Source organism: Mesorhizobium sp. M0571, assembly GCF_040320985.1.
Taxonomy (GTDB): Bacteria; Pseudomonadota; Alphaproteobacteria; order Rhizobiales; family Rhizobiaceae; genus Mesorhizobium.
In genome coordinates this window covers 92,578-116,801 of sequence record NZ_JAMYQT010000002.1, presented here as the reverse complement: position 1 = coordinate 116,801, position 24,224 = coordinate 92,578, and the positions used below count along the sequence as shown (strand labels likewise).

Annotated in this window: 30 protein-coding genes, 1 tRNA gene and 1 pseudogene; 17 read left to right on the top strand and 15 right to left on the bottom strand. The window is 61.5% G+C overall.

Annotation, left to right across the window (positions count from 1 at the left end):
* Positions 1-103: 103 nt before the first annotated feature.
* Positions 104-1,636, top strand: coding sequence for a peptidoglycan DD-metalloendopeptidase family protein (locus NKI85_RS03040; RefSeq protein WP_352775859.1), 1,533 nt, complete (start codon positions 104-106; stop codon positions 1,634-1,636).
* 155 nt (positions 1,637-1,791) lie between these two features.
* Here the strand turns inward: NKI85_RS03040 and NKI85_RS03035 are convergent, their stop codons facing one another.
* On the bottom strand, positions 1,792-2,667 hold the full coding sequence (locus tag NKI85_RS03035) for an ATP-binding protein (protein ID WP_352775856.1): 876 nt from the start codon (positions 2,665-2,667) through the stop codon (positions 1,792-1,794).
* A 55-nt stretch (positions 2,668-2,722) separates the two neighbouring features.
* Complete coding sequence (locus NKI85_RS03030; RefSeq protein ID WP_352744843.1) at positions 2,723-3,037, bottom strand: hypothetical protein; 315 nt, start codon at positions 3,035-3,037, stop codon at positions 2,723-2,725.
* Between NKI85_RS03030 and yajC the strand changes: the two genes are divergently transcribed.
* The 4 genes from yajC to NKI85_RS03010 are packed head-to-tail and all read left to right on the top strand — an operon-like array spanning position 2,943 to position 7,145.
* Positions 2,943-3,284: a preprotein translocase subunit YajC gene (gene yajC, locus NKI85_RS03025; protein ID WP_023678921.1), complete on the top strand. Its 342-nt coding sequence runs from the start codon at positions 2,943-2,945 to the stop codon at positions 3,282-3,284. The genes NKI85_RS03030 and yajC overlap by 95 nt on opposite strands.
* 51 nt (positions 3,285-3,335) lie before the next feature.
* Complete coding sequence (gene secDF / locus NKI85_RS03020) at positions 3,336-5,888, top strand: protein translocase subunit SecDF (protein ID WP_352775854.1); 2,553 nt, start codon at positions 3,336-3,338, stop codon at positions 5,886-5,888.
* 14 nt (positions 5,889-5,902) lie between these two features.
* Positions 5,903-6,292, top strand: a complete 390-nt coding sequence (locus NKI85_RS03015) for an Mth938-like domain-containing protein (RefSeq protein ID WP_352775851.1) — start codon at positions 5,903-5,905, stop codon at positions 6,290-6,292.
* A gap of 25 nt (positions 6,293-6,317) precedes the next feature.
* Positions 6,318-7,145 (top strand): phytoene/squalene synthase family protein, encoded by an 828-nt coding sequence (locus NKI85_RS03010; RefSeq protein ID WP_502896100.1) that lies wholly within the window; start codon positions 6,318-6,320, stop codon positions 7,143-7,145.
* A gap of 26 nt (positions 7,146-7,171) precedes the next feature.
* Here NKI85_RS03010 and trmFO read toward each other — a convergent pair whose 3' ends face one another.
* From trmFO to NKI85_RS02995, 3 genes are all read right to left on the bottom strand, one after another.
* Positions 7,172-8,581 carry a methylenetetrahydrofolate--tRNA-(uracil(54)-C(5))-methyltransferase (FADH(2)-oxidizing) TrmFO gene (trmFO, locus tag NKI85_RS03005; RefSeq protein ID WP_352775846.1) on the bottom strand — a complete coding sequence of 470 codons (1,410 nt, stop codon included), beginning with the start codon at positions 8,579-8,581 and terminating at the stop codon, positions 7,172-7,174.
* A gap of 369 nt (positions 8,582-8,950) precedes the next feature.
* Positions 8,951-9,091 carry a DUF1127 domain-containing protein gene (locus NKI85_RS03000; protein WP_023678914.1) on the bottom strand — a complete coding sequence of 47 codons (141 nt, stop codon included), beginning with the start codon at positions 9,089-9,091 and terminating at the stop codon, positions 8,951-8,953.
* Positions 9,092-9,139: 48 nt separating this feature from the next.
* On the bottom strand, positions 9,140-9,280 hold the full coding sequence (locus tag NKI85_RS02995; protein WP_091596947.1) for a DUF1127 domain-containing protein: 141 nt from the start codon (positions 9,278-9,280) through the stop codon (positions 9,140-9,142).
* Between the two features lie 224 nt (positions 9,281-9,504).
* Here NKI85_RS02995 and NKI85_RS02990 point away from each other — a divergent pair, with 224 nt between their 5' ends.
* The 3 genes from NKI85_RS02990 to NKI85_RS02980 all read left to right on the top strand — a co-directional run bounded on the left by NKI85_RS02990 (position 9,505) and on the right by NKI85_RS02980 (position 12,936).
* A complete protein-coding gene (locus tag NKI85_RS02990; protein WP_352775844.1) occupies positions 9,505-10,623 on the top strand; it encodes a DUF2157 domain-containing protein in 1,119 nt (372 codons plus the stop codon).
* Positions 10,620-11,201 (top strand): GDYXXLXY domain-containing protein, encoded by a 582-nt coding sequence (locus NKI85_RS02985; protein WP_352775842.1) that lies wholly within the window; start codon positions 10,620-10,622, stop codon positions 11,199-11,201. Before NKI85_RS02990 ends, NKI85_RS02985 begins: the two co-directional genes overlap by 4 nt.
* Positions 11,202-11,451: 250 nt before the next feature.
* Positions 11,452-12,936 carry an aromatic amino acid lyase gene (locus tag NKI85_RS02980; protein ID WP_352775839.1) on the top strand — a complete coding sequence of 495 codons (1,485 nt, stop codon included), beginning with the start codon at positions 11,452-11,454 and terminating at the stop codon, positions 12,934-12,936.
* 20 nt (positions 12,937-12,956) lie between these two features.
* Here the strand turns inward: NKI85_RS02980 and NKI85_RS02975 are convergent.
* From NKI85_RS02975 to NKI85_RS02950, 6 genes are all read right to left on the bottom strand, one after another.
* Positions 12,957-13,042 (bottom strand) — tRNA-Leu (locus tag NKI85_RS02975).
* Positions 13,043-13,098: 56 nt separating this feature from the next.
* Complete coding sequence (locus NKI85_RS02970; RefSeq protein ID WP_352775836.1) at positions 13,099-14,181, bottom strand: tyrosine-type recombinase/integrase; 1,083 nt, start codon at positions 14,179-14,181, stop codon at positions 13,099-13,101.
* Positions 14,182-14,183: 2 nt separating this feature from the next.
* On the bottom strand, positions 14,184-14,561 hold the full coding sequence (locus tag NKI85_RS02965; RefSeq protein ID WP_352775833.1) for a winged helix DNA-binding protein: 378 nt from the start codon (positions 14,559-14,561) through the stop codon (positions 14,184-14,186).
* A gap of 122 nt (positions 14,562-14,683) precedes the next feature.
* Positions 14,684-15,049 carry a hypothetical protein gene (locus NKI85_RS02960; RefSeq protein WP_352775831.1) on the bottom strand — a complete coding sequence of 122 codons (366 nt, stop codon included), beginning with the start codon at positions 15,047-15,049 and terminating at the stop codon, positions 14,684-14,686.
* Between the two features lie 65 nt (positions 15,050-15,114).
* Positions 15,115-15,513, bottom strand: a complete 399-nt coding sequence (locus tag NKI85_RS02955; protein WP_352775828.1) for an ArsR family transcriptional regulator — start codon at positions 15,511-15,513, stop codon at positions 15,115-15,117.
* 96 nt (positions 15,514-15,609) lie between these two features.
* Positions 15,610-16,020 (bottom strand): helix-turn-helix domain-containing protein, encoded by a 411-nt coding sequence (locus NKI85_RS02950; RefSeq protein ID WP_352775825.1) that lies wholly within the window; start codon positions 16,018-16,020, stop codon positions 15,610-15,612.
* A 445-nt stretch (positions 16,021-16,465) separates the two neighbouring features.
* Here NKI85_RS02950 and NKI85_RS02945 point away from each other — a divergent pair.
* Positions 16,466-16,624, top strand: a pseudogene (locus tag NKI85_RS02945) (IS1595 family transposase); the annotation flags it as partial.
* A 66-nt stretch (positions 16,625-16,690) separates the two neighbouring features.
* The gene (locus tag NKI85_RS02940; protein WP_352775823.1) at positions 16,691-17,065 is read left to right on the top strand and encodes a hypothetical protein; all 375 of its coding nucleotides are present in this window, start codon (positions 16,691-16,693) and stop codon (positions 17,063-17,065) included.
* Between the two features lie 9 nt (positions 17,066-17,074).
* Here the strand turns inward: NKI85_RS02940 and NKI85_RS02935 are convergent, their stop codons facing one another.
* Positions 17,075-17,215 carry a hypothetical protein gene (locus NKI85_RS02935; protein WP_352775821.1) on the bottom strand — a complete coding sequence of 47 codons (141 nt, stop codon included), beginning with the start codon at positions 17,213-17,215 and terminating at the stop codon, positions 17,075-17,077.
* Between NKI85_RS02935 and NKI85_RS02930 the strand changes: the two genes are divergently transcribed.
* A complete protein-coding gene (locus NKI85_RS02930) occupies positions 17,208-17,798 on the top strand; it encodes a hypothetical protein (protein WP_352775818.1) in 591 nt (196 codons plus the stop codon). The two genes, NKI85_RS02935 and NKI85_RS02930, sit on opposite strands and share 8 nt — an antisense overlap.
* A gap of 125 nt (positions 17,799-17,923) precedes the next feature.
* Here NKI85_RS02930 and NKI85_RS02925 read toward each other — a convergent pair whose 3' ends face one another.
* Entirely contained in the window at positions 17,924-18,343 is a 420-nt protein-coding gene (locus tag NKI85_RS02925) for a hypothetical protein (protein ID WP_352775815.1), read from the bottom strand.
* Between the two features lie 184 nt (positions 18,344-18,527).
* Positions 18,528-19,310 carry a hypothetical protein gene (locus NKI85_RS02920; protein WP_352775812.1) on the bottom strand — a complete coding sequence of 261 codons (783 nt, stop codon included), beginning with the start codon at positions 19,308-19,310 and terminating at the stop codon, positions 18,528-18,530.
* A 1,138-nt stretch (positions 19,311-20,448) separates the two neighbouring features.
* On the opposite strand from NKI85_RS02920, the gene NKI85_RS02915 reads away from it, so the two are divergent.
* The 6 genes from NKI85_RS02915 to NKI85_RS02890 all read left to right on the top strand — a co-directional run bounded on the left by NKI85_RS02915 (position 20,449) and on the right by NKI85_RS02890 (position 22,284).
* Positions 20,449-20,643 carry a hypothetical protein gene (locus tag NKI85_RS02915; protein WP_352775809.1) on the top strand — a complete coding sequence of 65 codons (195 nt, stop codon included), beginning with the start codon at positions 20,449-20,451 and terminating at the stop codon, positions 20,641-20,643.
* 148 nt (positions 20,644-20,791) lie between these two features.
* Positions 20,792-21,025: a hypothetical protein gene (locus tag NKI85_RS02910; RefSeq protein WP_352775806.1), complete on the top strand. Its 234-nt coding sequence runs from the start codon at positions 20,792-20,794 to the stop codon at positions 21,023-21,025.
* Between the two features lie 4 nt (positions 21,026-21,029).
* A complete protein-coding gene (locus tag NKI85_RS02905) occupies positions 21,030-21,272 on the top strand; it encodes a DUF982 domain-containing protein (protein WP_352775803.1) in 243 nt (80 codons plus the stop codon).
* A 7-nt stretch (positions 21,273-21,279) separates the two neighbouring features.
* Positions 21,280-21,534 (top strand): DUF982 domain-containing protein, encoded by a 255-nt coding sequence (locus tag NKI85_RS02900; protein WP_352775800.1) that lies wholly within the window; start codon positions 21,280-21,282, stop codon positions 21,532-21,534.
* 197 nt (positions 21,535-21,731) lie between these two features.
* The gene (locus tag NKI85_RS02895) at positions 21,732-21,977 is read left to right on the top strand and encodes a DUF982 domain-containing protein (RefSeq protein ID WP_352775797.1); all 246 of its coding nucleotides are present in this window, start codon (positions 21,732-21,734) and stop codon (positions 21,975-21,977) included.
* Positions 21,978-22,053: 76 nt separating this feature from the next.
* Complete coding sequence (locus tag NKI85_RS02890; RefSeq protein ID WP_352775794.1) at positions 22,054-22,284, top strand: hypothetical protein; 231 nt, start codon at positions 22,054-22,056, stop codon at positions 22,282-22,284.
* Positions 22,285-22,508: 224 nt separating this feature from the next.
* Here NKI85_RS02890 and terL read toward each other — a convergent pair whose 3' ends face one another.
* Positions 22,509-24,215, bottom strand: coding sequence for a phage terminase large subunit (gene terL / locus NKI85_RS02885; RefSeq protein WP_352775791.1), 1,707 nt, complete (start codon positions 24,213-24,215; stop codon positions 22,509-22,511).
* Between the last annotated feature and the right edge of the window lie 9 nt (positions 24,216-24,224).

Below are 24,224 nucleotides of genomic sequence, written 5' to 3'. Positions count from 1 at the left end.
AATTTTAAGAAAATTTGCGTCGGATTCTACAGGTTTAACCGACCGGTAACATTAACGCGCTTTAATCACACTCAGTTGTACCGGGTCTGTGCGGGTTAGTGCGATGCAATTCAGTGTTTTGAAGGCAAACGGACGCAATCTGGCGCGTGGCTGCGCCGTCCTCATGATCGCAGGCGCTGCGACGGGGTGTAGTTCCCAGGTGGCGCGGTTCAACAGCGTCGACGACGTGTTCACCGCCTCGACCAACAACCAGCGCGCCATCATCGACAAGCAGGATGCTGCCCAGCCTTATCCGGGCGATGTTGCGGCCGCCCCGATCGACGGCAGCCACACCCAGTCGGTCAGCCGCTCAAGCCTCGAACCGGTTACGGCACAGCAACTGCCGCCGCCGGCTCCCGCCCTGGCCCCTGCCGCCCGCCCGGTGCGTACCGCTGCCGCGCCGGCCCTGGCGCCTGCCGCTCCTCGTGTCGACAGGACGGCAACCGGCACCGTTGCTCCGGCGGCAAGGCCGTTCAAGAACGCCGAGCCCGACGCGCCGCGCATGGCGACGGCCGCCGGCGCACCGCATGCAACCGAGATCGTCGTCAAGGACGGCGAGACCATTTCCGGCCTGTCGCAGCGCTACGGCGTGCCGGCGGATGCCATCATGAAAGTCAACGGGCTGAGCGCGACCAAAGGGCTGAAGACCGGCCAGAAGCTCGTCATCCCGGCCTATGCTTACTCGAGCAACGGCGCCGCGCCGAAAGTCGCCGACGCCAAGCCCGCGAACGGCACCAGGCACGACCAGCCGGCCGACGCGCCGGAGAAGGTGGCCGTGCTGCCGCAGCAGCCGAAGCTCAAGGAAGGCAAGTCTGCCGCGCAGGTGGATGCCTCGGCCGCCGCAAGCCAGCCGAAGGATGGAAAGACTGCGCTCAAAACAGCCTCGGCGACGGCCAAGCCGGCCGGTGCCGGCGGCACTTACACGGTACAGCAAGGCGATACGCTGTCCGCCATCGCCAGAAAGACCGGCGTCGGCGTCGTTGCGCTGAAGCAGGCGAACGGCATGCAGGACGGACTGCTCAAGATCGGCCAGACCCTGAAAGTGCCGGCCGGCGGAACCGCTGTTGTCGCCGGCGCGAAGCCGGCAAAGGTCGATCCGGTGACGACGGCCACCACTCAGCCGCCGGCCAAGACAACGCCGACGCAGACGCTCGCCTCCTACACGCCGCCAAAGAAGGATGCGAAAGTCATCCAGCAGGCCGAGGACGACGATGCGGTGGCGCCGGATGCAACCGGCATCGGCAAGATGCGCTGGCCGGTGCGCGGCCGCGTGATTTCAAGCTTCGGCGGCGGCAAGGACGGCGTCGACATCGCCGTGCCTGAGGGAACGCCGGTCAAGGCAGCCGAAAATGGCGTCGTCATCTATGCCGGCGATGGCCTCAAGGAATTCGGCAACACGGTGCTGGTGCGTCACGAAAACGGTCTGGTCACCGTCTACGGCCATGCCAGCTCGATCGAGGTGCAGCGCGGCCAAAAGGTCAAGCGCGGCCAGGAAATCGCCCTGTCCGGCATGAGCGGCACCACCGACTCGCCGAAACTGCATTTCGAAGTGCGCAAGAACTCGGCGCCGGTCGATCCGTCAGGCTATCTCGAATAGAGAAAAAGCGACTTGCGGGCCGCCTGACCTTCAGCCCGCCGAAGAAGTCCGCTCCGCAAGGTGCGGGCTTCTTCTGTTGCTTTTCCGGACCATGATCTTGCCCGAAAACCGGGTTCCACTTTTTGCTACGCTGACCTTCGGTTCGGGATCATGGTCTAGTCCTTGAGCGACTTGCCGAGCCGGCCTGCCAGATCCTGGGTGAATTGCCAGGCGACGCGGCCCGAACGGCTACCGCGCGTCGTCGCCCATTCCAGCGCCTCGGCGCGCAGCGTCTCGGGATCGATGGCGAGATCGTGATGGCGGACATAGCCGTCGATCATGTCGAGATATTCGTCCTGCGAACATTTGTGGAAGCCAAGCCACAGACCGAAGCGGTCCGACAGCGAAACTTTTTCCTCGACCGCTTCCGACGGGTTGATCGCCGTCGAGCGCTCATTGTCGATCATGTCGCGCGGCAACAGATGCCGCCGGTTCGAGGTGGCATAGAAGATGACATTGGCCGGGCGGCCCTCGACGCCGCCTTCAAGTGCTGCCTTCAGCGATTTGTAGGACGTGTCGTCATGGTCGAATGACAGGTCGTCGCAAAACAGGATGAAGCGGAAGGGTGCTGCCTTCAGCAGGCCCATCAGCTTCGGCAGCGTGTCGATGTCTTCGCGATGGATCTCGATCAGCTTGAGCGGAAGGTCGAGCTTCGCCGAGGCGTTGACCGAGGCGTGCACTGCCTTGACCAGCGACGATTTGCCCATGCCGCGCGCGCCCCACAACAGCACGTTGTTGGCGGCGTAGCCTGAGGCGAAGCGCTCGGTGTTGTCGACCAGTATGTCGCGGACTCGGTCGACGCCGCGGATCAGGCCGATCTCGACGCGGTTGACCTTGCGCACCGGTTCCAGATAGCCAGGATCGGCCTGCCAGACGAAGCAATCGGCCTCGCCTAGGTCGGTTTGAGGCACCGGCGGCGAGGCGAGGCGGGCGACCGCCTCGATCAGGCGGTCGAGCTTCTGGTTCAGGATAGCGATGGTGCTGTCGGTCATCTCTTGTCTTTTTTGTTCGCGTTCAGAGCGGCGCGGCAGGGCAACCTACCTGATTTCAGCGGTTTCGAAACTCGTCCCAAGCATTTGTTCGGGCATGATCTTTTGCGAAAACCGAGCGTCGCTTTTCGGGATCACCCTCTAACACGGCTCGCCAGGCCGGAAAAGCAGCCGATTTGCCCGGCCGCGCAGTTGCATTGGCAACTTTACCGACTATATTCCGGCCAAATTTGGCGGGGCCGCCTTGCGGCTGTTTTTCAAAGTTCAGGAGTACCTCGATGTTCGTGACACCGGCATACGCCCAAGGCATCGGCGGGGACTCGTCCGCAATGTTTATCCAGATCGTGCCGTTTGCTCTGATTTTCGTGATCATGTATTTTCTGATCATCCGGCCGCAGCGCACGCAGCTGAAGAAGCGCGGCGAGATGCTGGCGGCGGTTCGCCGCGGCGACACCGTTGTCACCGGCGGCGGTTTGGTCGGCAAGGTAACCAAGGTGATCGACGACAACGAGCTCGAGATCGACCTTGGCGGCGGCACCAAGGTGACGGCGCTGCGCTCGACGCTTGCCGACGTGCGCGTCAAGGGCGAGCCGGTGGCGAACCAGAACGCCAAGAAATAACCGAATTGTCGGCGGAACGATCCGCCAGTACGCCCTGACGGACGACGCCATATGCTTTATTTTTCGCGCTTCAAGATGATCCTGATCTGGCTGGCCGTGGCCGCCACAGTGGTCCTCGCTGCGCCCAACCTTTTTTCTGCCAGCACGCTGGCCAAGCTTCCCGACTGGGTGCCGAAGCGGCAGATGACGCTCGGCCTCGACCTGCAGGGAGGCTCGCATATCCTGCTCAGGATGGATCCGAACGATCTGATCAAAGATCGGCTGGAGACGACGCGAGACGAAATCAGGACGTTGCTGCGCGATGCCAAGATCGGCTATACCGGCCTTGCCGGAACGGGCCGCGCGGTGCAGGTCCGCATCACCGATCCCGCACAGATCGACGCTGCCAAGAAGGCGTTGAAGACGTTGACCGATCCGGTGGCGGCCGGCTTGTTCAGCGGCGGCTCGATCCAGGAGATGACGCTGGATGATTCCGAGCCCGGCCTGCTCAAGTTCACCGTCACCGATGCGGGCATCAAATATCGTACTTCGGCAGCGCTGACGCAGTCGATCGAGGTCGTCGGCCGCCGCGTCAATGAACTCGGCACGACCGAGCCGATCGTCCAGCGGCAAGGTGACGACCGCATCCTGGTGCAGGTGCCGGGTCTCCAAGACCCGCAACGGCTGAAGGAAATTCTTGGCCAGACCGCCAAGCTGACCTTCCAGATGGTCGACCAATCGATGCCGGTGCAGGACGCGCTGAACGGCCGTCCGCCGCCGGGATCCTCGGTGCTGTATTCGCAGGACGACCCGCCGGTTCCGTATCTGATCGAGAACCGCGTCATCGTTTCGGGTGAAAACCTCGTCGATGCCCAGGCGACGTTCAACTCCCAGAACAACGAGCCGGTTGTTTCGTTTCGCTTCGATTCGAAAGGGGCGCAGCGGTTCGGCCAGGCGACATCACAGAACGTCGGCAAGCTGTTTGCCATCATCCTCGACAATCAGGTGATTTCGGCACCGCAGATCCGCGAACCGATCCCCGGCGGCACCGGCCAGATATCGGGGAATTTCACCGCTGAGAGCGCCAACGACCTCGCCGTGCTGCTGCGCGCCGGCGCCTTGCCGGCGACGCTGACGGTGATCGAGGAGCGCACGGTGGGCCCTGGCCTCGGACAGGATTCCATTCATGCCGGCAAAGTCGCCGGCATCATCGGTTCGATCCTGGTTGTGGCGTTCATGTTCGTCGCCTACGGCTTCTTCGGCTTCCTCGCCAACATCGCGCTGGCGGTGCATGTGGCGATGATCGTCGGGCTGCTGTCGCTGCTTGGAGCGACGCTGACCTTGCCCGGTATCGCCGGTATCGTGCTGACCATCGGCATGGCGGTCGATTCCAACGTGCTGATCTATGAACGCATCCGCGAGGAGCGACGTGCCGGCCGCTCGGTCATCCAGGCGATCGATACCGGTTTCAGCAAGGCGCTGGCCACAATCGTCGATTCCAACGTCACCTCGCTGATCGCGACCGTGGTGCTGTTCTATCTCGGCACCGGGCCGGTGAAGGGCTTTGCCGTCACCTATGCCATCGGCATCCTGACCACGGTCTTCACCGCCTTCACCTTCACCCGCCTGCTGGTGTCGATCTGGCTTCGCCGGGCCCGTCCGAAGGAGTTGCCTCGGGCGCCTGTGACTTTCGTTCCGCCCGGAACGAAAATTCCGTTTATGGGCATCCGCCGCTGGACGTTCACGCTGTCCAGCGTGCTTTCAGTCCTGTCGGTCGTCGGGTTCATGACCATCGACATCAATTACGGCATCGATTTCAAGGGCGGCTCGCTGATCGAGGTGCAGTCCAAGACCGGCAATGCCGATCTGGCCGACATCCGCGGCAGGCTGACGGAACTTAATATCGGTGAGGTGCAGGTTCAGCAGTTCGGCGAGCCGAACGACGTGCTGATCCGCGTCGGTACGCAGGAGGGCGGCGAGAATGCCGAGCAGACCGTCATCGACAAGGTGCGCGGCGAACTGCAAGACCAGTACGATTTCCGCCGCGTCGAAGTGGTGGGGCCGACGGTCTCAGGCGAGCTTGCCAAGCAAGGCACCATCGCCATGCTTGTTGCGCTGCTCGGCATCCTGATCTATGTCTGGTTCCGCTTCGAATGGCAGTTCGCGGTCGGCGCCATCGTTGCGACTGTGCACGACGTGGTCATGACGATCGGCTTCTTCGTCATCACCGGCCTGGAATTCAACCAGTCGTCGCTGGCGGCGATCCTCACCATCATTGGCTATTCGCTCAACGATACGATCGTCGTCTATGACCGCGTTCGGGAGGATCTGCGAAAATACAAGCGAATGCCGCTGCCGCAACTGCTGAACAACGCCATCAACGAGACGCTGTCGAGGACGACGCTGACCTCGGTGACGACGATTCTGGCGCTGCTGGCGCTGGTGCTGTTCGGCGGCGAGGTGATCCGCTCGTTCACCATGGCGATGCTGTTCGGCGTCGTGTTCGGCACCTATTCGTCGATCTTCATCGCCGCGCCGCTGCTCATCCTGTTCAAGTTGCGGCCACAGGCGGCAGCCTCCGACGAGGAAAAGCCGGTGGGCGGCGGCAACGCCGTGGCAACCTGACGACTGCCGCGCCAGTGGCCAAAGGCATCGTCATCCGCGAGGCGCATTTCCCCGGCCGCGCGCCGATCGAAGCTTACGGCAATCGCGGCTTCCGCTTTGCCGACATGTCGCATCGCGGCTCGTTGCTGTGTCTGCCTTCGGGCATCTATGGCTGGGAACCGGCCGATCCGCTGGCGCTGACGGCAGCGGATTTCACCAAGCTGTTTAACGAGGCCGACAAGGTCGAGATCCTGCTGGTCGGCAGCGGCAAGGATCTGAGGCCATTGCCTGCCGCGCTGCGTGCTGCGCTGAAGGAGGCGGGCATTTCCGCCGATCCGATGTCGACCGGGGCGGCCGTGCGGACCTACAATGTGCTGCTGGCGGAAGACCGCGCCGTGGCCGCAGCACTCATCGCCGTCGACTGACGTGGCCGAAAACACCAATATCGTCATGGAAGCGGTGCGTGCCGCCGACCACGACCGCTATCTCACCGCGCTCTATGCGCCCGAAGACAAGCGGGACGCGCTGTTTTCGCTGTATGCCTTCAATGCCGAAATCGCCGGCATCCGCGATCGCATCCGCGAAGCGCTGCCGGGTGAAGTCCGGCTGCAATGGTGGCGAGATGTCATCGCCGCCCAAGAGGATGGGGCGGGGGTTGGCCATCCTGTGGCGGACGCGCTGAAGGCGACGATTTCCGCTCACCGCCTGCCGAAGGCGGCTTTCGAGAATATGCTCGAAGCGCGCATATTCGATCTCTATGACGACCCGATGCCATCGCGCACCGATCTCGAAGGCTATTGCGGCGAGACTGCCGCCGCGCTCATCCAGCTTGCGGCGATGGTGCTCGACCCGGTCGAAGCACCGCGTTTTGCCGAACTGGCCGGCAGGGCAGGTTGTGCGCAGGCGATGACCGGTTTGCTGCTTCTGCTGCCGCTGCATCGCAAGCGGGGACAGTGCTTTGTCCCGGCCGACATTTTGGCTGCGGCGGGGTCGTCGGCGCAAGAATTCGTCAGCGGTGATGGCGGGCCAGCCGCGGAACGCGTCGTTGCCGCGATGATCGCTCTGGCACGGGAGCATCTTTCCGCCTTCGAGCAGGGGGCTTCCGCTTTGCCGGTTTCATTGCGTCCGGCGTTTCTGCCGCTGGCTCTGTCGAGCGCCTATCTCGACAGAATAGAGAATGCCCGCCGCTCGCCTCTCAAGGATGTGGCTCGGCTCTCAGCCTTGCGCCGGCATTGGCTTTTGTTCCGGCGCGCCACGCAAGGCTGGCCGGCCGCATAGAGGCTGCCGCGTAACCAACCCGACAGTTATTCCGCAGCTTCCGCCCGAAAAGGCAACCCCAGCCATTCGCGGCAGTCGGCAAGCGCGCGCGATGTCACCGCGTGCCGCTTGGCGACCGTCTTGTCCTTGCCGCGCAGCCGCTTGCCCTCGATCTTTGGCGCGTCCACCGGCGGGAACAGGCCGAAATTGACGTTCATCGGCTGGAAGGAGCGCTTTCCCGGCTCGTCATCGGAGACAATATGGCCACCGGTGATATGGTTGAGCAATGCGCCGAAGGCGGTGGTCAAGGGCGGCAGCGACGGTGTATTGCCAAGCCTTTCGGCGGCGGCAAAACGCCCGGCAAGCAGGCCGATGGCGGCACTCTCGACATAGCCTTCGCAGCCGGTGATCTGGCCGGCAAAACGCAAGCCGGGCCGCGACTTCAACTGCAGCGAAGCGTCGAGCAGCGTCGGCGAATTGATGTAGGTGTTGCGGTGCAGGCCGCCGAGGCGGGCGAATTCGGCGTTTTCCAGCCCGGGAATGGTGCGGAATATGCGCACCTGCTCAGCGTGCTTCAGCTTGGTCTGGAAGCCGACCATATTGTAGAGCGTGCCCAGCGCATTGTCCTGGCGAAGCTGGACGACGGCATAGGCCTTTACAGACGGATTGTGTGCATTGGTCAGCCCCATCGGCTTCATCGGTCCGTAGCGCAGCGTCTCGACGCCACGCTCGGCCATCACCTCGATCGGCAGGCAGCCGTCGAAATAGGGCGTGCCTTCCCATTGCTTGAATTCGGTCTTCTGGCCGTCGACCAGCGCCTGTACGAAAGCAAGGTACTGCTCCTTGTCCATCGGGCAATTGATGTAATCCTTGCCGGTGCCGCCGGGGCCGACCTTGTCGTAGCGCGACTGGAACCAGCAAATGTCCATGTCGATCGTGTCGAAATGGACGATTGGAGCGATGGCGTCGAAAAAGGCGAGCGCGTCGGCGCCGGTCACTTCCGCGATCGACTGGGCGAGCGACGGCGCGGTCAGTGGGCCGGTGGCAACGATCGCCTGGTCCCAATCCGCCGGCGGCAGGCCGGGCACTTCCTCACGCTGGATGGTGATGAGCGGGTGCGCTTCGAGCTTTCTGGTCACCGCTTCGGAAAACCCGTCGCGGTCGACGGCTAGCGCACCGCCGGCCGGCACCTGATGCGCGTCGCCGGCGCTCATGATCAGCGAACCGGCGAACCGCATTTCGGCGTGCAGCAGGCCGACGGCATTGGTTTGCGCATCGTCGGAGCGGAAGGAATTGGAACAGACGAGCTCGGCCAGCCCGTCGGTCTTGTGCGCATCGGTGCCGCGGATGGGACGCATTTCATGCAGGACAACGGGAACGCCGGCTTCGGCCGCCTGCCAAGCGGCTTCGGAGCCGGCGAGACCGCCGCCGATGACGTGAATGGGATTCTTGTTCATGAGCGCCGAAATAAGCCCTTGGCGCGGCGATTGCAATTGCCAGGCGTGGCACCGCAAGTGGGCTGCTGGGAAAGACTGCCCAAAACAACAACACCCGCCGGGGGAGGAGGTCCGGCGGGTGTCGTTTTGTTGGCCGATCCTCGGGAGGAGGTGAAGATCGACCGTATTCGTCATTGCCGGGGAGGAGGTCGGCTTTGACGAAATTCTTTTCGCCATTTGAAAGGGCGCGAAACCCTTGTTGGAAACAACGCCCGCCGGGGGAGGAGGTCCGGCGGGCGCCGTTTTGGTGGTCAACCCTCGGGAGGAGGTGAAGGCTGACCGTATCCGTCAGAGTCGGGGAGGAGGTCGACCCTGGCGAAATTCCTGTGGTTAGATCGCCCTGCGAGCGACCATCTTGATCTCGTCGCGGACGATGCCGAGATCATTCAGCTGGCGGTTTGACAGGCGACCCAGCTCGGTAACCGTCTCGCGGTAGACGCGCCAGTTACGATAGTTGCGGATCAGGTTCATTGTCGTTCTCTTTTCAAAACTGGTTCGGACCATTTGCGGCCCGAAGGATTAGACCGCCTTGCGGGCGACGTAGTGGATGTCGCTGCGGCTGATGCCGAGGTCGGTCAGTTCACGGGTGCTCAGGCGGCTCAGCTCGGAAACGGTGTCCCGGTAGCGGCGCCAGTTGCGATAGTTGCGGATCAGGTTCATGGTATTCTCGTTTCGTCTTTCTTTCGGATCATTCCGTCTTTCTGTATGCCGTGAAGATAGGAGGCGTCATATCGATTTAAAAGCGCTATTGGTGCATGGCAGCAATGCAAATTGTGCAATGCAACATTAACGCGTGTACAGGCCTCCGCCCAAATTGAAAAATGCCATTGCGTCAACGGCTTGGGCGGGTGAGCTAAAAAGGGGCCGGGCAAAGGGGGAGGGGCATGGCGAGCTATTCGTCGCGGGTCAGGTCTGATATCGGGCGATGGCAGCAGGCGGGCCTGATCGACGCGCCGACGGCCGATGCGCTGACACGCGACGTCGAGGCCAACGAACGCAAGTCACTGAGCTTCGGCTCGATCCTGGCGATGATGGCGGCGCTGTTGTTCGGCGCGGCCATCCTGATCTTCGTCGCCGCCAACTGGGAAGTCATGCCGCGGCTGGTGCGGGTCGCGGCACTCTTTGCCGTTATCCTTGCCGGCTATGTCGGCGGTGCCGTGCTGAAGATGCGCGACCACGCGGCAATCGGCGAAGCGCTATGGATCGTCGCGGCAGCGGCATTTGGCGGATCGATCGCGCTGATCGGCCAAATGTACCATTTGTCCGGCGACGAGGCGTCGGCCTTGATCACCTGGGGTGCCGGCACGGCGCTGGCGGCGGTTGCGCTGCGCTCGAACCCGCTGACCGTCGCATCCGTCGGCATTGCCGACGCCTGGCTGTTCCTGAAAGGCTTCGATTATTTCAGGCGCACGGAATTCCCGCATTTGTTTGTCGTCATGGCGCTGGTCCTGTTTGCCGTTTCGTTCTGGACGCGCAGCCAGGCGGCGCGCCATTTGATCATCCTGTCGGTCCTCTTCTATCTCGTGCTCCTGGCGATGGACCACGACACGCTGCAGGTCGCGATCCCCTTGGTTGTCGCGTCGGCGCTGCTCTTCGCGGCGGCGATCTTTGCTGCCGGGCCCGTCGACAGGGTCTTGCAACTCGGCGGCCGGCTGCCCTTGCACGCGCTGATCGGCTTTCTCACCGGGCTGGCGATGATCCAGTTCGAGCTGGCGGACGAAAGCAGCTACACCAGCGGCTTTGCGATTGCCTCGGCTGTTGCGCTGGCCGGCATCGTCGCCGCGATCGTGCTCGGCGGCCGCGAGAGCCGGGGGCTGCGCTGGGTTGCCTATGCGGGCTTCGCCTTCGAACTCGCCATCATCTATGTCGTGATGTTGCAATCAATGCTCGACACGGCAGGCTTCTTCCTGGCGGCGGCCGTGCTTCTCGGCGTTCTTGCTTTCGTCATCATCCGCATTGAAAAGCGCATGAACGCCCCGGACGTGACAGGAGCGGCGGCATGATGACGGGCAAAAGACTGATCATCTCGGCGCTGGTTCTGGCGCTCGTCCAGATCGGCTTTTTAAGCTGGATTATCGCCGGACGCGCGGCGATCCTGCGCGACGGCAAGCAAGTCCTGCTCAAGGTCGAGCCGATCGATCCTCGCGATCTCTTGCGCGGCGACTATATTTTGCTCGGCTATGAGATTTCGCGCATACCGGTGAAGCTGATCGCCAACATTCCGGCCGGCAAACCGACAAGCGAGGACACGTCGATCGTGGTGAGGCTGAAGCAGGGCGCCGACGGCTATTGGGGGCCGACCGCGGCATGGCTCGGGCAAGCGCCGGCGCCGGCAGCAGCCGATGAAGCCGATATCGTCGGACACGTCTCCGAGGGCTGGGATCTCAGCGCAGCCACGACGATCGCGCCGGATTACGGCATCGAGCGCTTCTATTTGCCGGAAGGCGAGGGGATGGCGATCCAGAACGACATGCGGGTGCGGCCATTCGGCATCCGCGTCGCGATCGCGGCCAACGGCACGGCGCAGATCAAGGCGCTGATGGACGGCGACAAGACGCTGTTCGAGGAGCCACTTTACTAGGGTGCTATTCAGGTGATGCCGGCCTGCAAACGGCGGCTTCCTGCGCTTCCGGTGCTCACGTACCCAAACGTACGCTCCGCTCCGGTTCTCAGAACCCACCTGTTTGGTCGCTTCGCGCCCGTCTTCGACTCCGGCTCGGCCTGACCTGAATCTCAACACACCGAAGAAAGTTTGGCTCAGGGCGTGGTTGTGGCTGATAATCAACCGCGCCGCTGTGCGTGAACACCGGGCCTGGCGGAGAGCATGCCTCATGGCAATCACCCTGACGACGCGAGAAGACATAAATCTCGATACTGTTTTCCGGGTCGCCTGGAAAAGAGACACGGTGCAGATCAGCAGCGAGGCCTTGCAACGCATTGCCGAGTGCCGCGCCTCGTTCCTGCGTCTCATTGAAACCGACCCGGTGCCGGTCATCTACGGGGTCACCACGGCCATGGGGGAACTGGCAAGCAGGCGGCTCGAACCTGGGGAGCGTGATCGCCACGCTCGCATCAAGGCATTCGCAGCCGCCACGTCCTTCGGCGAGCCTTTGCCCGATCGGGTGGTCAGGGCGATCGTGCTTGCCCGGCTGACCAATTTCCTTGAGGGAAACGCGGCGACCACACCGCGCATGGCGCTCGCCGTTGCCGCGATGCTGGACGGCGGACCCATGCCTGTGGTGCCGTCCTTAGGTCAGGGCGGGGCCGGCGAGATCCTCGCCCTCTATCCCCTGTTTGCAGAGCTTTCGACGCGCTTCGACCTGGAAGTGAAAGAACGGGGCTCGCTGATCAATGGGTCGCCTTGCGCCGCCGCACTCGTGGCCGACGCGGCTTTGGCGGCGCGCCGCCGCGTGCGCCTGGCCGAAAAAGTCTTTGCGCTTTCGATCGAGGCGTTTCGCGCGCCGCTCGAACATTATGACCCGGCGCTCGATGCACTTTGGGGCGACGAACACGAAGCAGCGGCCCTGCGGGGATTGAGGGAGTTCCTTGTTGGCGCAGGAGACGGGCGCCGCAATTATCAGGCGCCTGTCAGCTACCGCATCGTTCCCCGCATTCTTGGGCATGCCCATCGTGCGTTGTCCGGTGCGGAACGGGCGGCCACGGTGTCGCTGGCCTCAATATCGGACAATCCGGTCTATGTCCCGCCGGATGAGACGCACCCATTCGGCCGCTGCATCAGCACCGGGGGCTATCACAATGCCATGGCGACGCCGGCCCTGGACGATCTGGCGGCGATTTGGGCCGATATCTGCCTGCTCTGCGACCGCCATGCCTCGAAGCTGCTGAACGGCAAGGTGTCTCTGCTACCGGATCTTTTGATGACCGGGCGGCATTGGGCCGACAGTGACGGTCACGGCAATGTCGGCTACGTGCCGATGGCAATCACCGGTTATCTGGAGCAGGCGAAGCTTTCGGCGCAGCGCACGTTCATCCCGGGAACGGAATCGGCCGGCGCCGGGCAGGACGATGTCGCCACGACGGTTTTCCTCGCATGGACGAAGGAAGCACGCGCCGGCCGCTGCCTGGATGCGGCGATGGCAATGCTGGCTGTGATCGCGTCGCAGGCGCTGCATGTCACCGAGCGGGCGGCCCCCCAGGCGCTTCAGTCGTTCGTGGCTGATATCAGGAGCATTGTGCCGCCGGGCGGCGCCGACCGGGTGCTGGGACCCGAACTTGCGAAACTGGCGGAGTTGAGGAGCCATATTGGTGCGGATGAAGGGACTCGAACCCCCACGCCTTTCGGCACTGGAACCTAAATCTGTTCCGCTAGCGGAGCTGGTGCGGGTAGAGGGACTCGAACCCCCAAGCTTTTCAAGCACTTGGACCTAAACCAAGCGTGTCTACCAATTCCACCATACCCGCTGAAATTGTCACTTTGTCACCGTTTGTCACGGCGTTTGTCACAAGTCAACGAGCGCCTAGTTGTCGGCGGAAACCACCTTCAGCTTCGGCTTGGTGTCGTCGAGGATGTCCCCGAGAATGTCGCCGGCAAGGTCGAGGTCGCCGGTCGCCAGCTTGGCGTATTTCAGCGTGGTCTCGATGCGCTTGTGCCCGAGCCACGTCTGGATGCGCTTGAGGTCGACCCCGTTCTGGACCAACCAGCTCGCACAGGTGTGGCGAAGCGTGTGGACCACGACATCGTCCCACCCGAGGGTCTTCTGCATCTCGTCCCACAGGTCACGCAGATGGCGAGCCTTACCGTCCGAGCCCTTCATGTGCTGGAACGGCCCTCTGCTGTCGGGATAGGCGCGCTGCATGGCGATGACCGCTTCCTTGGCAGCCTTCGACATCGGCAGGGTCCGTGGCTTGGACTTCTTGTCGCCGCCGAGGAAGAGGACGGTGTTGAAGCCCGGGCCGAAGGCGTTCCAGCGGAGGTCCATGATGGCTCCCACGCGCGCCCCGGTGTGCAGGGCGAAGACGGTGAAGGCGTGGGCGTCAGGCTGATGCCAGTCGCGCCACAGCTTCAGGAGCTTCTGAGCCTCGTCCTTGGTCAGGAACCGCAGGCGCTCGTTGTCCTCTCGATAGAGGGGCACCTTCGGGACGCGAGGGATAACCCCACGCTCGACCGCGAAGCGCAGCATCTTGGACAGAGCGGCGAGCTTGCGGTCAGCGGTGGCGAAGGATCGCCCACTCTCGACGACGTGGCGGGCCATCCGCTTCATCTCGTCCTGGGTGAGGTCTTGGACCGGCGTGTTGCGCCCAAAGAACTCCACGACCTCGCGCCCGTTGGCGATGGCCGTATGCGGAGCCTTGATCTTCGGGTTGTTCTCCCAATGGTCGGTCTTCACATAGTCGAACAGCGCCCCGAGCGTGTGCAGGGAGGAGCCGGTCTCGGTGCGACCGTTCTTGGGGGACGGGACAGGAGAGCCACGCACGAGGGCCGCGCGCGTCTCCAGCTCGTATGCTTCGGCCTCAACCTCGCTGTCGAAGGTCTCACGGTAGCGGGTTCCCGCGACCATGAAGTCGGCCATATAGGTGTCGCCGCGTTTCCTGACGGACATGATTAGCTCCCCAAGAGTTGGATCAGGGTGTTGTAGACCCGGAGACCCCGCTGCGTCGGCTTGACGCGCTTGAAGCGGCGATCCAGAGGGTCCTCGTAGGTCTCGATTAGCCCGTGACCGTCGACCAGCTCGGGCTTGCCGGCGACCATGACCTTCCGCTTCTCGCTAAGCGCCTCAATGTTGCGCGAGATAGGCCCACCGTCGCCGAGCCCGGCGCGCTGAGCGTATTCCTTGATGGTCAGCTCCGGCTGCGCAACGATGTGCAGGAACAGGCTGATCTGTTGGGCTTGCATCTCGGCGTTCAGTTTCCTGAACTCGTCAATGAAGGCGATGAATTTGCGGGCGGTCTTGTTCTCGACCCCGCGCGTGCCAGCGTTCATGGTGGTAACTCCTTCCCAGTGATAGGTACGAGGTAGTTGTTATTCCAGTCCCGCATCTACTGCAATAGCGGAGGTTCCCTCATAGACCTCCGCCACAGTTCCCCCTGTTATCCCCGCCTGTGTTACCGGATACGCTCTTGGAGAAGCGACACCGGATAGGCGTTCAGTTCGTTGATGCCGATCTCAACGAGAGGTTCCGGCGCTGGGACCTTGATGATCCCGATCCCCCGCCGACTGGCCTGATGCGTGAGCCAGTGTCCGTCCCGAAGGGTTCCAGTGATGGGGTCGTCCATCAACTCGAACGCGCCGGGCATGTTCTTCGAGAAGTAGCCGAGAACCGTGTCGTACCCATCGGGCACGTCAGGGCTCTGGTAGGGGTTGTTGGGGGTTGTCGCGCTTCCCCCTTGCGCGACCCCTCCCGCACTCTCCAAAGCGATGGCAATACGGGTCAGTCTATCGAGGAGGGCCTCGATCTGGTGTTCTTGCATAATGGTAGTTCCCTGAGTTGGCCGTGGTCCCGTGGGTGGGGCGGCTACAATCGATTTAACGACGGTCACATTTTGTGTCTATCCGGTAACGTGTCCATTTTGGACAGGTTAGCTGATGCTTGAAGAACGAGCTGCTCCAGCCTCTTGTAGAAGCCCTTTGTCAGCGGGCGATCAGTACCAATGAGGATCGGCAGCGCGCGGCGCCCGGTGTTCACGACCGTGATCCTACCTAGCTCCTCCAGAGCCTTGATGTGGCGGATCACAGTCGTCCGTGGCAGGCTCGTTGCCGCAGCAAGCCCCGTCACGTCCATCGGTCGCTTCTGGTAGTTCCCGAGGCGTATCGCCATCAGGACCAGATGTAGGTCCCGGTTCTCACCAAGAGCGACCATCTCTGCGCAGATGCCGAGGACCAACTCGATCACGGCAGTGCGCCTCACTCTTTCCTTTGCAGGCACGTTCGGCATGGTTTCCCTTCCTGGCCCCGCGAAGGGCTCACGTAAGGGCACCAGATCGGGAGTGCGAGAGTGCATTAGTAGCAACTCACACTCCCCGGCCAAGGTTCACGCAGCCTGCAAATGGTAGCGGGCGTACTTCTGGCCAGTCGGGTCGACCTTTAACTCGGTGATGATCCGGTGCCCGAGGCGCTTCAGTTCGAGGATGCGGGCCGGCAACTGGCGGCAGCGCAGGACGCCCTGGGCTTCGAGCGACGTGATGGCACCCTTGCGGCGCAGAAGATCGAGGACCGACTTGGTCATCGGTGCCGTGGGCTCTCTGGCGTCGATCACCTCGAACTCGTCGGGGTAGAGTATGCCGGTGTTGCCTGTCGTGGCGCTGACCGCTTCGACCAACCCGTGAAGGTCCGGCTCGGTGATGGTCACGGTGTTGCCCGTAGCGAAGCCATCGGTGTGGTCGGCCCACGCCGGCTCGATGATGCGGATACGCTGGCCTTTGAAAAATTCTTTCTTGAGCATGTCAGTTGCCTTGAGAGTTGCTGAGAGTTTGGACCCGGGCGGACCACCCGAACCGGGACTACGAAATGCAAGAAATGTGCCATCAGTTGACGGCGAAGCGGGAGCCGACCACCTCCCAATACTGGCCGCAGCGGGAGCGGCGCTTGGCCAGCCGGGTGCCGAAGATCGAGGGGCGGTACTTGTCGCTGTAGTCCCGCATGAAGGTGGGTGGCCTTCCCCTCGGTCAGGAAGAGTTCGTTGACGTGGTGCATGGTGATCTCCTGTTCTTGCTCCGTTCACGTCGAGGCACTATTTGTCCTGGCATGAGCGAGATCGAGTTGAAGTTGAGGTGGAAGCGGACGTGGGATGACCGTCCCGACGACTTCTCGGCCTTTGCCGAGGAGCAGGGAGTGGGCCGCATCTACAAAATGGCTGGTGGCCCTCAGGGTCACCGCTGGTAGTGAGCGAAGCCCATCTGCACCGCTACTTGGCCAAGTTCGATTTCCGTTATAACAACCGCGTTGGCCTTGGCGTCACCGATACCGAACGCTGCGAACGCGCAATCAAGGGCATGGTTGGCAAGCGCCTTACCTATCGGCGGATTGACGAAGCCGGTCACGCTTAAGCAGAAAGCGAAGCGACTCCTAAACAAGCGAAAAAAGAGGTAGCTTCTTTTTTGGGGGGATATTCCATGCCGCAAGAGACATTTACGGTTCAGCAGTTTTGGGCGACGCTTGACGCTGTCGGCGAGGAAACGGTCCGTGAGCGCCTTGTTGCTGGTGTCTATGGTTCCGGCAACAAGAAGAAGGAACTCGCTGAGGAGTGGTTGCGGCGAAAGGATCAGTCGCGAGCACTATCCTTGGAATCTGAGCGAACCGGGATCGCGAGCAAAGCCGCTGACGCCGCAACGCGTGCGGCAGACGCAGCAACGCGCGCGGCAGAGGCTGCTGAAGAACAGGCTCGCCTAGCGCGAACAGCAAACACAAGAGCAACGCTCGCGCTTGCGATAGCCGTAATCTCCGCGATCATCGCGGTGTGGGACAAAATCATAGCCATTGTTCCCTGAAACCCCGCCTCACTTGGCGGGCTTCTTCTTTTTCGGCGCCGGCTTGGGCTTGGGCTGTGGCGGCGTATTCAAAACGCGCTTCGCCAGATCGTCGCGGCGCTGGTCGGCCTTATCCTGGTCTTTGTCTTTGGGGGTTTCTGACATGATCAACCCAGCCTTTATTTCCTATCCAGAGGAAGCGCGATTGCTCGGGGCAATCGTGCTTGGCTATGGCGAACTCGATATCTCATTCACCTTGGCGGCAGGTACCGCAGTACACCAGAAATTTGCGCTCCTACACGCGGTCAATCAAGTGCGCTCTGAAAGCGCAAGACTTGATATCACTCACGCTATCGCCTCCGGCGGCTTCGCCAAAATTGGGTTAGCAGCCGAATACGCCCGCGTGCACAGGGCAATGCGATATTGCCTCAAAGTGCGTAACCAATGGGCACACTCACACTGGGGGGACTGGGGCAAGGATGGGCTAGGATTTACCCGCACCGATGGCGAGGTCTTCGCCCAGCCTATGAAGCCCTTTAAGTGGGACAGCATCACTCTGCCGCTACTTCAAAAGCAAGAAGCCTTCTTTGAATATACGCGGCAGTGCATTCTGACTGTGACAACGAACCTGACGCCGATCCTGAGTGGCAAGCCGGCTCTGATAGAAATGCCGCCAGAAATGCACGAACCGAGTATGCATAGTCAGTGGTCGAAACAGGTCCACGCCCGCATAGAGACAGGGCCGCAATCTTAATTGCCCTTCTTCGGCGACAGGGGCGAGAGCGATGCACATATGGCGCATTTCGACGGTGCCCCATTGGTCGCTCCGAGCGAAGATTGGAGCGGCCCAAGCGGATTGACTTGCGCCCTCTCCATTGGTCAGCACTCCCCGGCTGGTTTGAGGGTGGCGAGATCGAGGGTGGCGATGGGCTTGGCAGCGGAGTGCCGGAAGGCGATTTGCCAGTTGCCCGCGACGACGTGTTGAGGGTCCACCTCGTAGACCCGGAGGACGGCGCTGCCGCCTTCCTGCATGGCTTGCCGGCCAGCCTTGGACTTGAACCAGCGAACCAGTTGCGTCTTCGACCGGAAGCCGAAATAGAAGTCGCCGTAGGACGCGCGGCACTCGTTGAAGAGCGCATAGAGCGCGGTGCCGTGTTCGCCGTAGCTGCGCGGCCCGGGCGGATCGTAGGCACTGTGGTCGCCATTGACGCGCGGATGGCCGTCATAGCGAAAGACCGCGCCAGTCTGCCAAGGCCCCCCGCTGGCGTCGTTAGGGTGTTCGATGCGGTAGACGTTCATGACGGGCTCCGCAGGGTTGCGATGAAGAACACGGCGCAGCCGGTGATCAGGCCAGACCACAGGACAGCGGCGACAAGCGTTTCAGTTGGCATTGGAGGGTCCTTTGAGATTGACCCGAGCGACACCGGCCAGCACTGGAGGAGCCGACCGATGCGCTCAGGGAACTGGTACCTTGTGGGAGGCGTTAAGCCGCAGTTGCGAACCGCTTGGCCGTTGCGCCGTGGGCAATGATCACCATCGACACCTTGGCCTTGGCCGACAGACCGCCGCAGGCTTTGCAATCGGCGCAGCTAGTGCGGTTGCCAGCCTCATTCGATGCAGGGCAGACCACTTCACGCTTTGCCGCGACAGGCTCATTTGCAGCCCGAACGCGGAAGGTGCGCCAGCCGAGTTCATGGGCGTCGTTCATGTCGGCAACGCTATCGGCGCTGGCCATGCAAAGCAGGCGGAAAGCCTGAAACTCGACCTGCCGCCATTGATGCGTATAGCCGTTGATCACAGCGGCGTTGACGGTTGCCCGACGCCAGACCATGAATGGGGCCGCTGCAGGGTCACCATAGGAGCCCATGCGGAAGGCGAGACCACGGAACAGGTCAGCGGTCAGCTTGACGTCATAGTCGACGCCGGGCCGGGCATAGCGGTTGCGCTTGTATGCCTTGAAGGTGGACGCGACCGACTGGAACACGCGAACGTAGCATGTGCCGTTGTTTGCCGGGCGGTGCGGGCAGTCGCCGCAGACCGATGCATCATCGCAAGACTTCAAAGCCGTGACAGGGTCAATGTCCGACCGAATGATGAAAGTCTGGACCATTGCGCCAGTCTTCTCATTCTTGGAACGCGCCGTGATCCGGTTAGCGATGACGACGATTGGCGAACCGTCGATCATTGACGGGCCCTCATAGAGGATGACGCCAGCGAACTTAGCGGTGCGCAATGCAGCCTGCATTTCAGAAGCGGTGTTGATCATTGGAAATCTCCAAATGTGAGCTTGTCGATCCCCTACGTTGCAGTACCTAGTACCTTAGAGGATGGACAAGATCACACTTGTCGCGCTGCCCGGTTCAACCTTGCGGTCTTGCCACTGCGTTAGTTGCGGTCCACCTAGCTCTTCAGCTTTCGCTCTAGGCTCTTATCTCGCAACCATCCCGGTTATGCGCGCCTCCCGGTTCCGCACCAGTCTGACCTTTGGTTCCGCTGTATGGTTTGGGCTCGGAAGCCCTTGCCTGCGCCGAGGTCTTGTCCCCGGTCCCGTCCGTCTGGCGTCGCCGCCGTCTCGTTCGGTGTCTCTTTGTCTCACAACCGTATTAGATACGCAAGCGGAGTTATTGAAAAAAACAACAGATGGGTCGCATGTTGATGCCTAACCAACTGAAATTGTTATGAAAGAAAGTTTGAGAATAATCCGCGGAATGCCCGAAATGGCCGATTAAGTCCGCTTGCGGAGTCTTAATTCCACCTCCCCAGCATCAACGCAAGCGCACCAAATAGCGCCAAGAGCAGGCAAGACCACATCCCCGCCTTATCGCCCGCGCGACCGACACCAGATCCCCGACACGCCAAGCGTGCCGACAAGCAATCCACTCCAAAGCATCAAATAACTGTCAGCCATCAATCGCCCTAACAGGAAACCGCCTGCGCCCCTATACGCGCGGAGCTAGAGACAGGGCAAGGTTTGCCGATGTGCGTTGCCGATGTGCCCCTAGCGTTTGCACCTAGCGTTGAACCGTGGGGCAATCGCCGGGTCAAATCGTGACAGATTGTCAATTCACAAAAGCACCGATTATGAGACATGCGACCGGACATTCCGAACACTTGCGCGCCCCTCACATGCCCCTCATGTGCCCATCTGGCACCGCATTGGATACCTTATCTGTTCCATGCTGTTGAAATCGTTGGATAAACTGCCAGCTTGTGACAAATGCTGTGACAATGGGAGGCAACGCGACGTGCCACGCTGCGGGAAACGAAGGGGCACGGGGGGTCTTCGCGCGAGCCAGTTATCCGATCCCCCGCTCAGAAATTTCTACCAAACATTTCCCAGCCTCGTGTTGGAACCATTTCGTTTCGGGCGAGTTGCAGCTGACTTGGGAAGGGACGCCCCGAACATGGCAAAGAAGAACAAAGCAGGCCATCCGTCTGTCTCCAAAGCAGTTCGGAAACTGATCCATTCGGAAGACAATCGTCGTCACATACACAAGCTGTTAAGGCTAGCAGTCGAACCAGAACTGCCGCCGACCCTAGCGTCATTACTCGCGGCTATTGATCGGGCCAAACAGGGGCCGACGGAAGAAGGTGCCTAGGGGCTGGCTGAGCGCCAAACAGAGGCTTGCTCCGTACTTGTTTTTCTGGTTCCCGCTCAGAAATTCCGCCAAACATTTCTTCTTGATTTTTCCCGACAGAGGATCATGTATGTTCCGCATGGGTTCTCGCTGAGGTGGGAGGCCTGGTATGAACGTTTGGACGAACTGGCGACCCATCAAAGTGACTGCCAATGAGCTTGTTGAAGAGCTGATTTTACAAGCCCGGCGCGGCCAAATCATCATCATCTCCGTCAAAGAGACTATCGCAGCGGTGCGCCGAGACGGCCCGCATCTGGCGGAAAGTGACTGCGAGCTGGTGGAGCTTATTGTCGATCTTGCCCCAACCTTTGGCATGTTCGTCGCGTTCGACCTTCGCGAATAGCCGCATGGCAACCCATTGGTTCTACCCTCCGGTGTACGTCAGGACCGACCGCCTTGGGGTCACCCACAGGTGCAACAATGTTGAGGGTGCCGCAGAGGAACTCCTGAAGTGGACCAAGATGGGGCCTAAGTGGCGGAAGGCTGTGCAAGTATGCATCGACGCCGTCGCGGACCGGGCGACCCCCGAGGAGGCCCGTAAGGCCTTCGAGGCTGCTGCCAAGGAGGAGGGGGTGCTCTTTGCTGATTAGGAGTTCTATGTCTCGCCATTGGTTCAACCCTCCGGTCTACGTCAGGACCGACCACCCAGGTGTCCGCGTTGGGGTCAGCCACGTCGAGGGTGCGGCCGAGGAACTCATGAAGTGGACTAACCGGGGTCCTCGGTGGGACCTTGCGGTACGTATCTGCATGGCCGCACTGGCCGATAAGGTGTCACCTCAACTGGCCGGTAAGGCATTCCTGGCTGCTGCAAAAGAGGAGGGGACATTACTCCCCCCAATGACAACCAGCTAACTTGAACTGCGGTAAAGGTTCTCTGACCAACACCGCCTTCGCGAAAGGAGCCCGCCGCCCGTGAGAAAGGCGACGGACCCCCGCAGCGGCTGCACATCCAAGAAGAACCGCTGCAAGCTCCTAAACCCGCGAGGGCCTGCGTTGTTCCCTACAACCTGCGTTGGTCGGCAGGCCTGTGCCGCTCTACATTTCCCCTCATGGCAACCCATTGGTTCTCCCCTCCGGTCCCTGTGAGGACTGAGCGCGCCGGTATGACCCGGAACGTGAACAACGTCGAGGCAGCCGGCCAGGAGCTGATGAAGTGGACCAAGCGTGGCCCCAAATGGAACCAAGCGGTGCGCGTCTGCATCGCCTGCATTGCCGATCAGATGGAACCTGAGGAGGCACGGAAGGCATTCCTGGCTGCCGCCGAGGAGGAGGGGATGCTACGCTCCTCTGATTAGGTCTGCATTCCGCTTGTCACCACCTCCCACGTCTGATTACTACCTTTGATTGTTTTCAACCTTGGGAGGGAATAAAATGACTATGTTTCCGCAGACCATGATCGATACCGCGCGGGCTGGCGGCGGCCTGGATATAGACCTGTCCAAGCAGGTCATGTTCCCCCAGACGATGATCGACGTTGCAGCCGCAGCGGCTGCGAGTGGCAAGAAACCCACCATCACCTTCCGCAACTGTAAGAGCGTCTGGCCACAAACGAGGATCGACGTCGCGCGAGCCGGGCAAGGCTGTGTCGTGTTCGTAGACTAGCACTCAGGGTAGGGGGTCTCCTAGTACCTGTGCCCCCTCAGTCACACCCCGGGAGAACTACAGGGGGACTGAAGGGGGAACCTTGACGGAAGGCTCTCAGGTAGGACCCTAAGGTACCCCTTAGGTTCCCTCTCAGGTGTCACCCTAAGGTACACTCTAAGGGGAACCCTCGGGGATAGTCCTATTGGTCACCCTATTCCCTTGAGGGGGATTGAAGGGGCCTGTTAGAAGAACCGAGGGGACGACTGTAAGGAGGCCCCGAGGGCGTTCTCCATGAACCGGGCCAGCTCCAGGTCGAGCAGTTCCTGCTTCCGTTGGTCAGCAGCAGTGGTCTGGTTCCTAGCCATCCATTCGCACCAGTAGGCCACGGCACCGGCAACGGCATCGAGCCTGTCGTCGTGGGCGAGGGCACCCCGGTTCTTGGTGATCCGGGTCATCTGGTAGAACAGCCTCATGCGGTTCTGATCTTCCAGCGGGTAGCCGGTCGTGCTGTCGTAGTCACGCTCGACCACCTTGTCGGAGACCACCAGTCGGTGCTGGTTCATGATCGGCTCAAGGGTGTCGATGATGCGGGCTTCCTTCTGGGCCTTCGACCAGTCGGCATCCTCAATCGAGACCGGGTAGATGATCTGGGATCGAGAGCGCAGGAGCTGGGCGAACATGCCGTCACCGAAGTTCGGCTCGACGAGGATCAGGTTGACGCCCTGTTCCTTGGCATCGAGCAGTATCTTGTCCAGCGTACCGTTGTCGTAGCCGGCCCTCACAGCGCCCACACGGGTCAGGTAGAGGGTGCCATGCAGCATCTTGACCACGGCCCATGCAGTCTCGTCCTTGCCGCGCCCTGACGGGTCGACGAACATGGTCGATCCCTCGAACGGGATGTGATCCTTGGAGACGAACATCGGGCGGTGGAATCGGTCACCCGGCAACCCGATCATCGGGAGCTTGTCGAGGACCTGATCGGGGGACGAGCCCCATGCGACCTCACTCGGTCCCATCTTGGCGTCGAGGCCCATGACGATCAAGTCGGCGAGCTTGAGGGGGTACTTGTCCTCGTCCGACAGGCTGGTGTCCAACATGAACTGCAGGGAGAAGCCAGAGCGCCCGTAGGACAGCTCTCGTTCGTCGAGGTCGACCTCAGAGAACCGTTGGGGGTCCGTAGGGTTGCCAACGATGTCAGGGTCCGCGTCCAGCTCGCGGCCAATCAGCGGAGCCAGCTTCGAGCCGTACTTGGCGCGGCGCTCCTCATCGGGATAGCGAGCAGGCCAGATGCGAACCACGTAGCCACGATCCGGCAGGAGGTTGTAGATCGACATCTCGGTCTGCGGGGTGCCGAGGTAGATGATGCGGCCACCCGGCGAGAGAACGGCGTCGAACTCCTTGATTTGCTCGGATAGCTTCTCACGCTTCAGCGAGGTATCGGAATTGTTCGGGACTTCGATGTCGTCCGCGATGATGACGTTGGCGCGGGAGCCGGCGATCTGCGAGGTGATGCCCAGCGACTTCACAGACGGGGCGTGGGAGGCGCGGGCAGGGGCGACGTCGAATGCCACCTTGGACATTCGCTGGCCGTCCACGGGCCTCAGGTGGGCCAGCAGCTCCATCTCGAAGATGAGGCGCATGGTGAAGGTCGAGAAGTCATCCGACCGCTGCTTGGAGGCCGAGATGACGAGTATCTTCGTTTGGGGATCGCAATAGAGCAGCCAGCAGACGAAGGCCGAGGTGACCCACGATTTACCGACCCCTCGGAACGCCTCAATGATGAGACGCTTGGGGCCGTGCTGGAGGAACGATGCGATGTCGTACTGGACCTTTGTCGGGTCCGGTAGGTTCAGGTGTTTCCAGACCACATAAAGGAAGTTGCGGAAGTCGCGGAGTGGGTCTGTCTGCGTCGACAAGTGTGTCGAAGCAGCGAGGGTCTGCTTGGTCATTAAACCTTT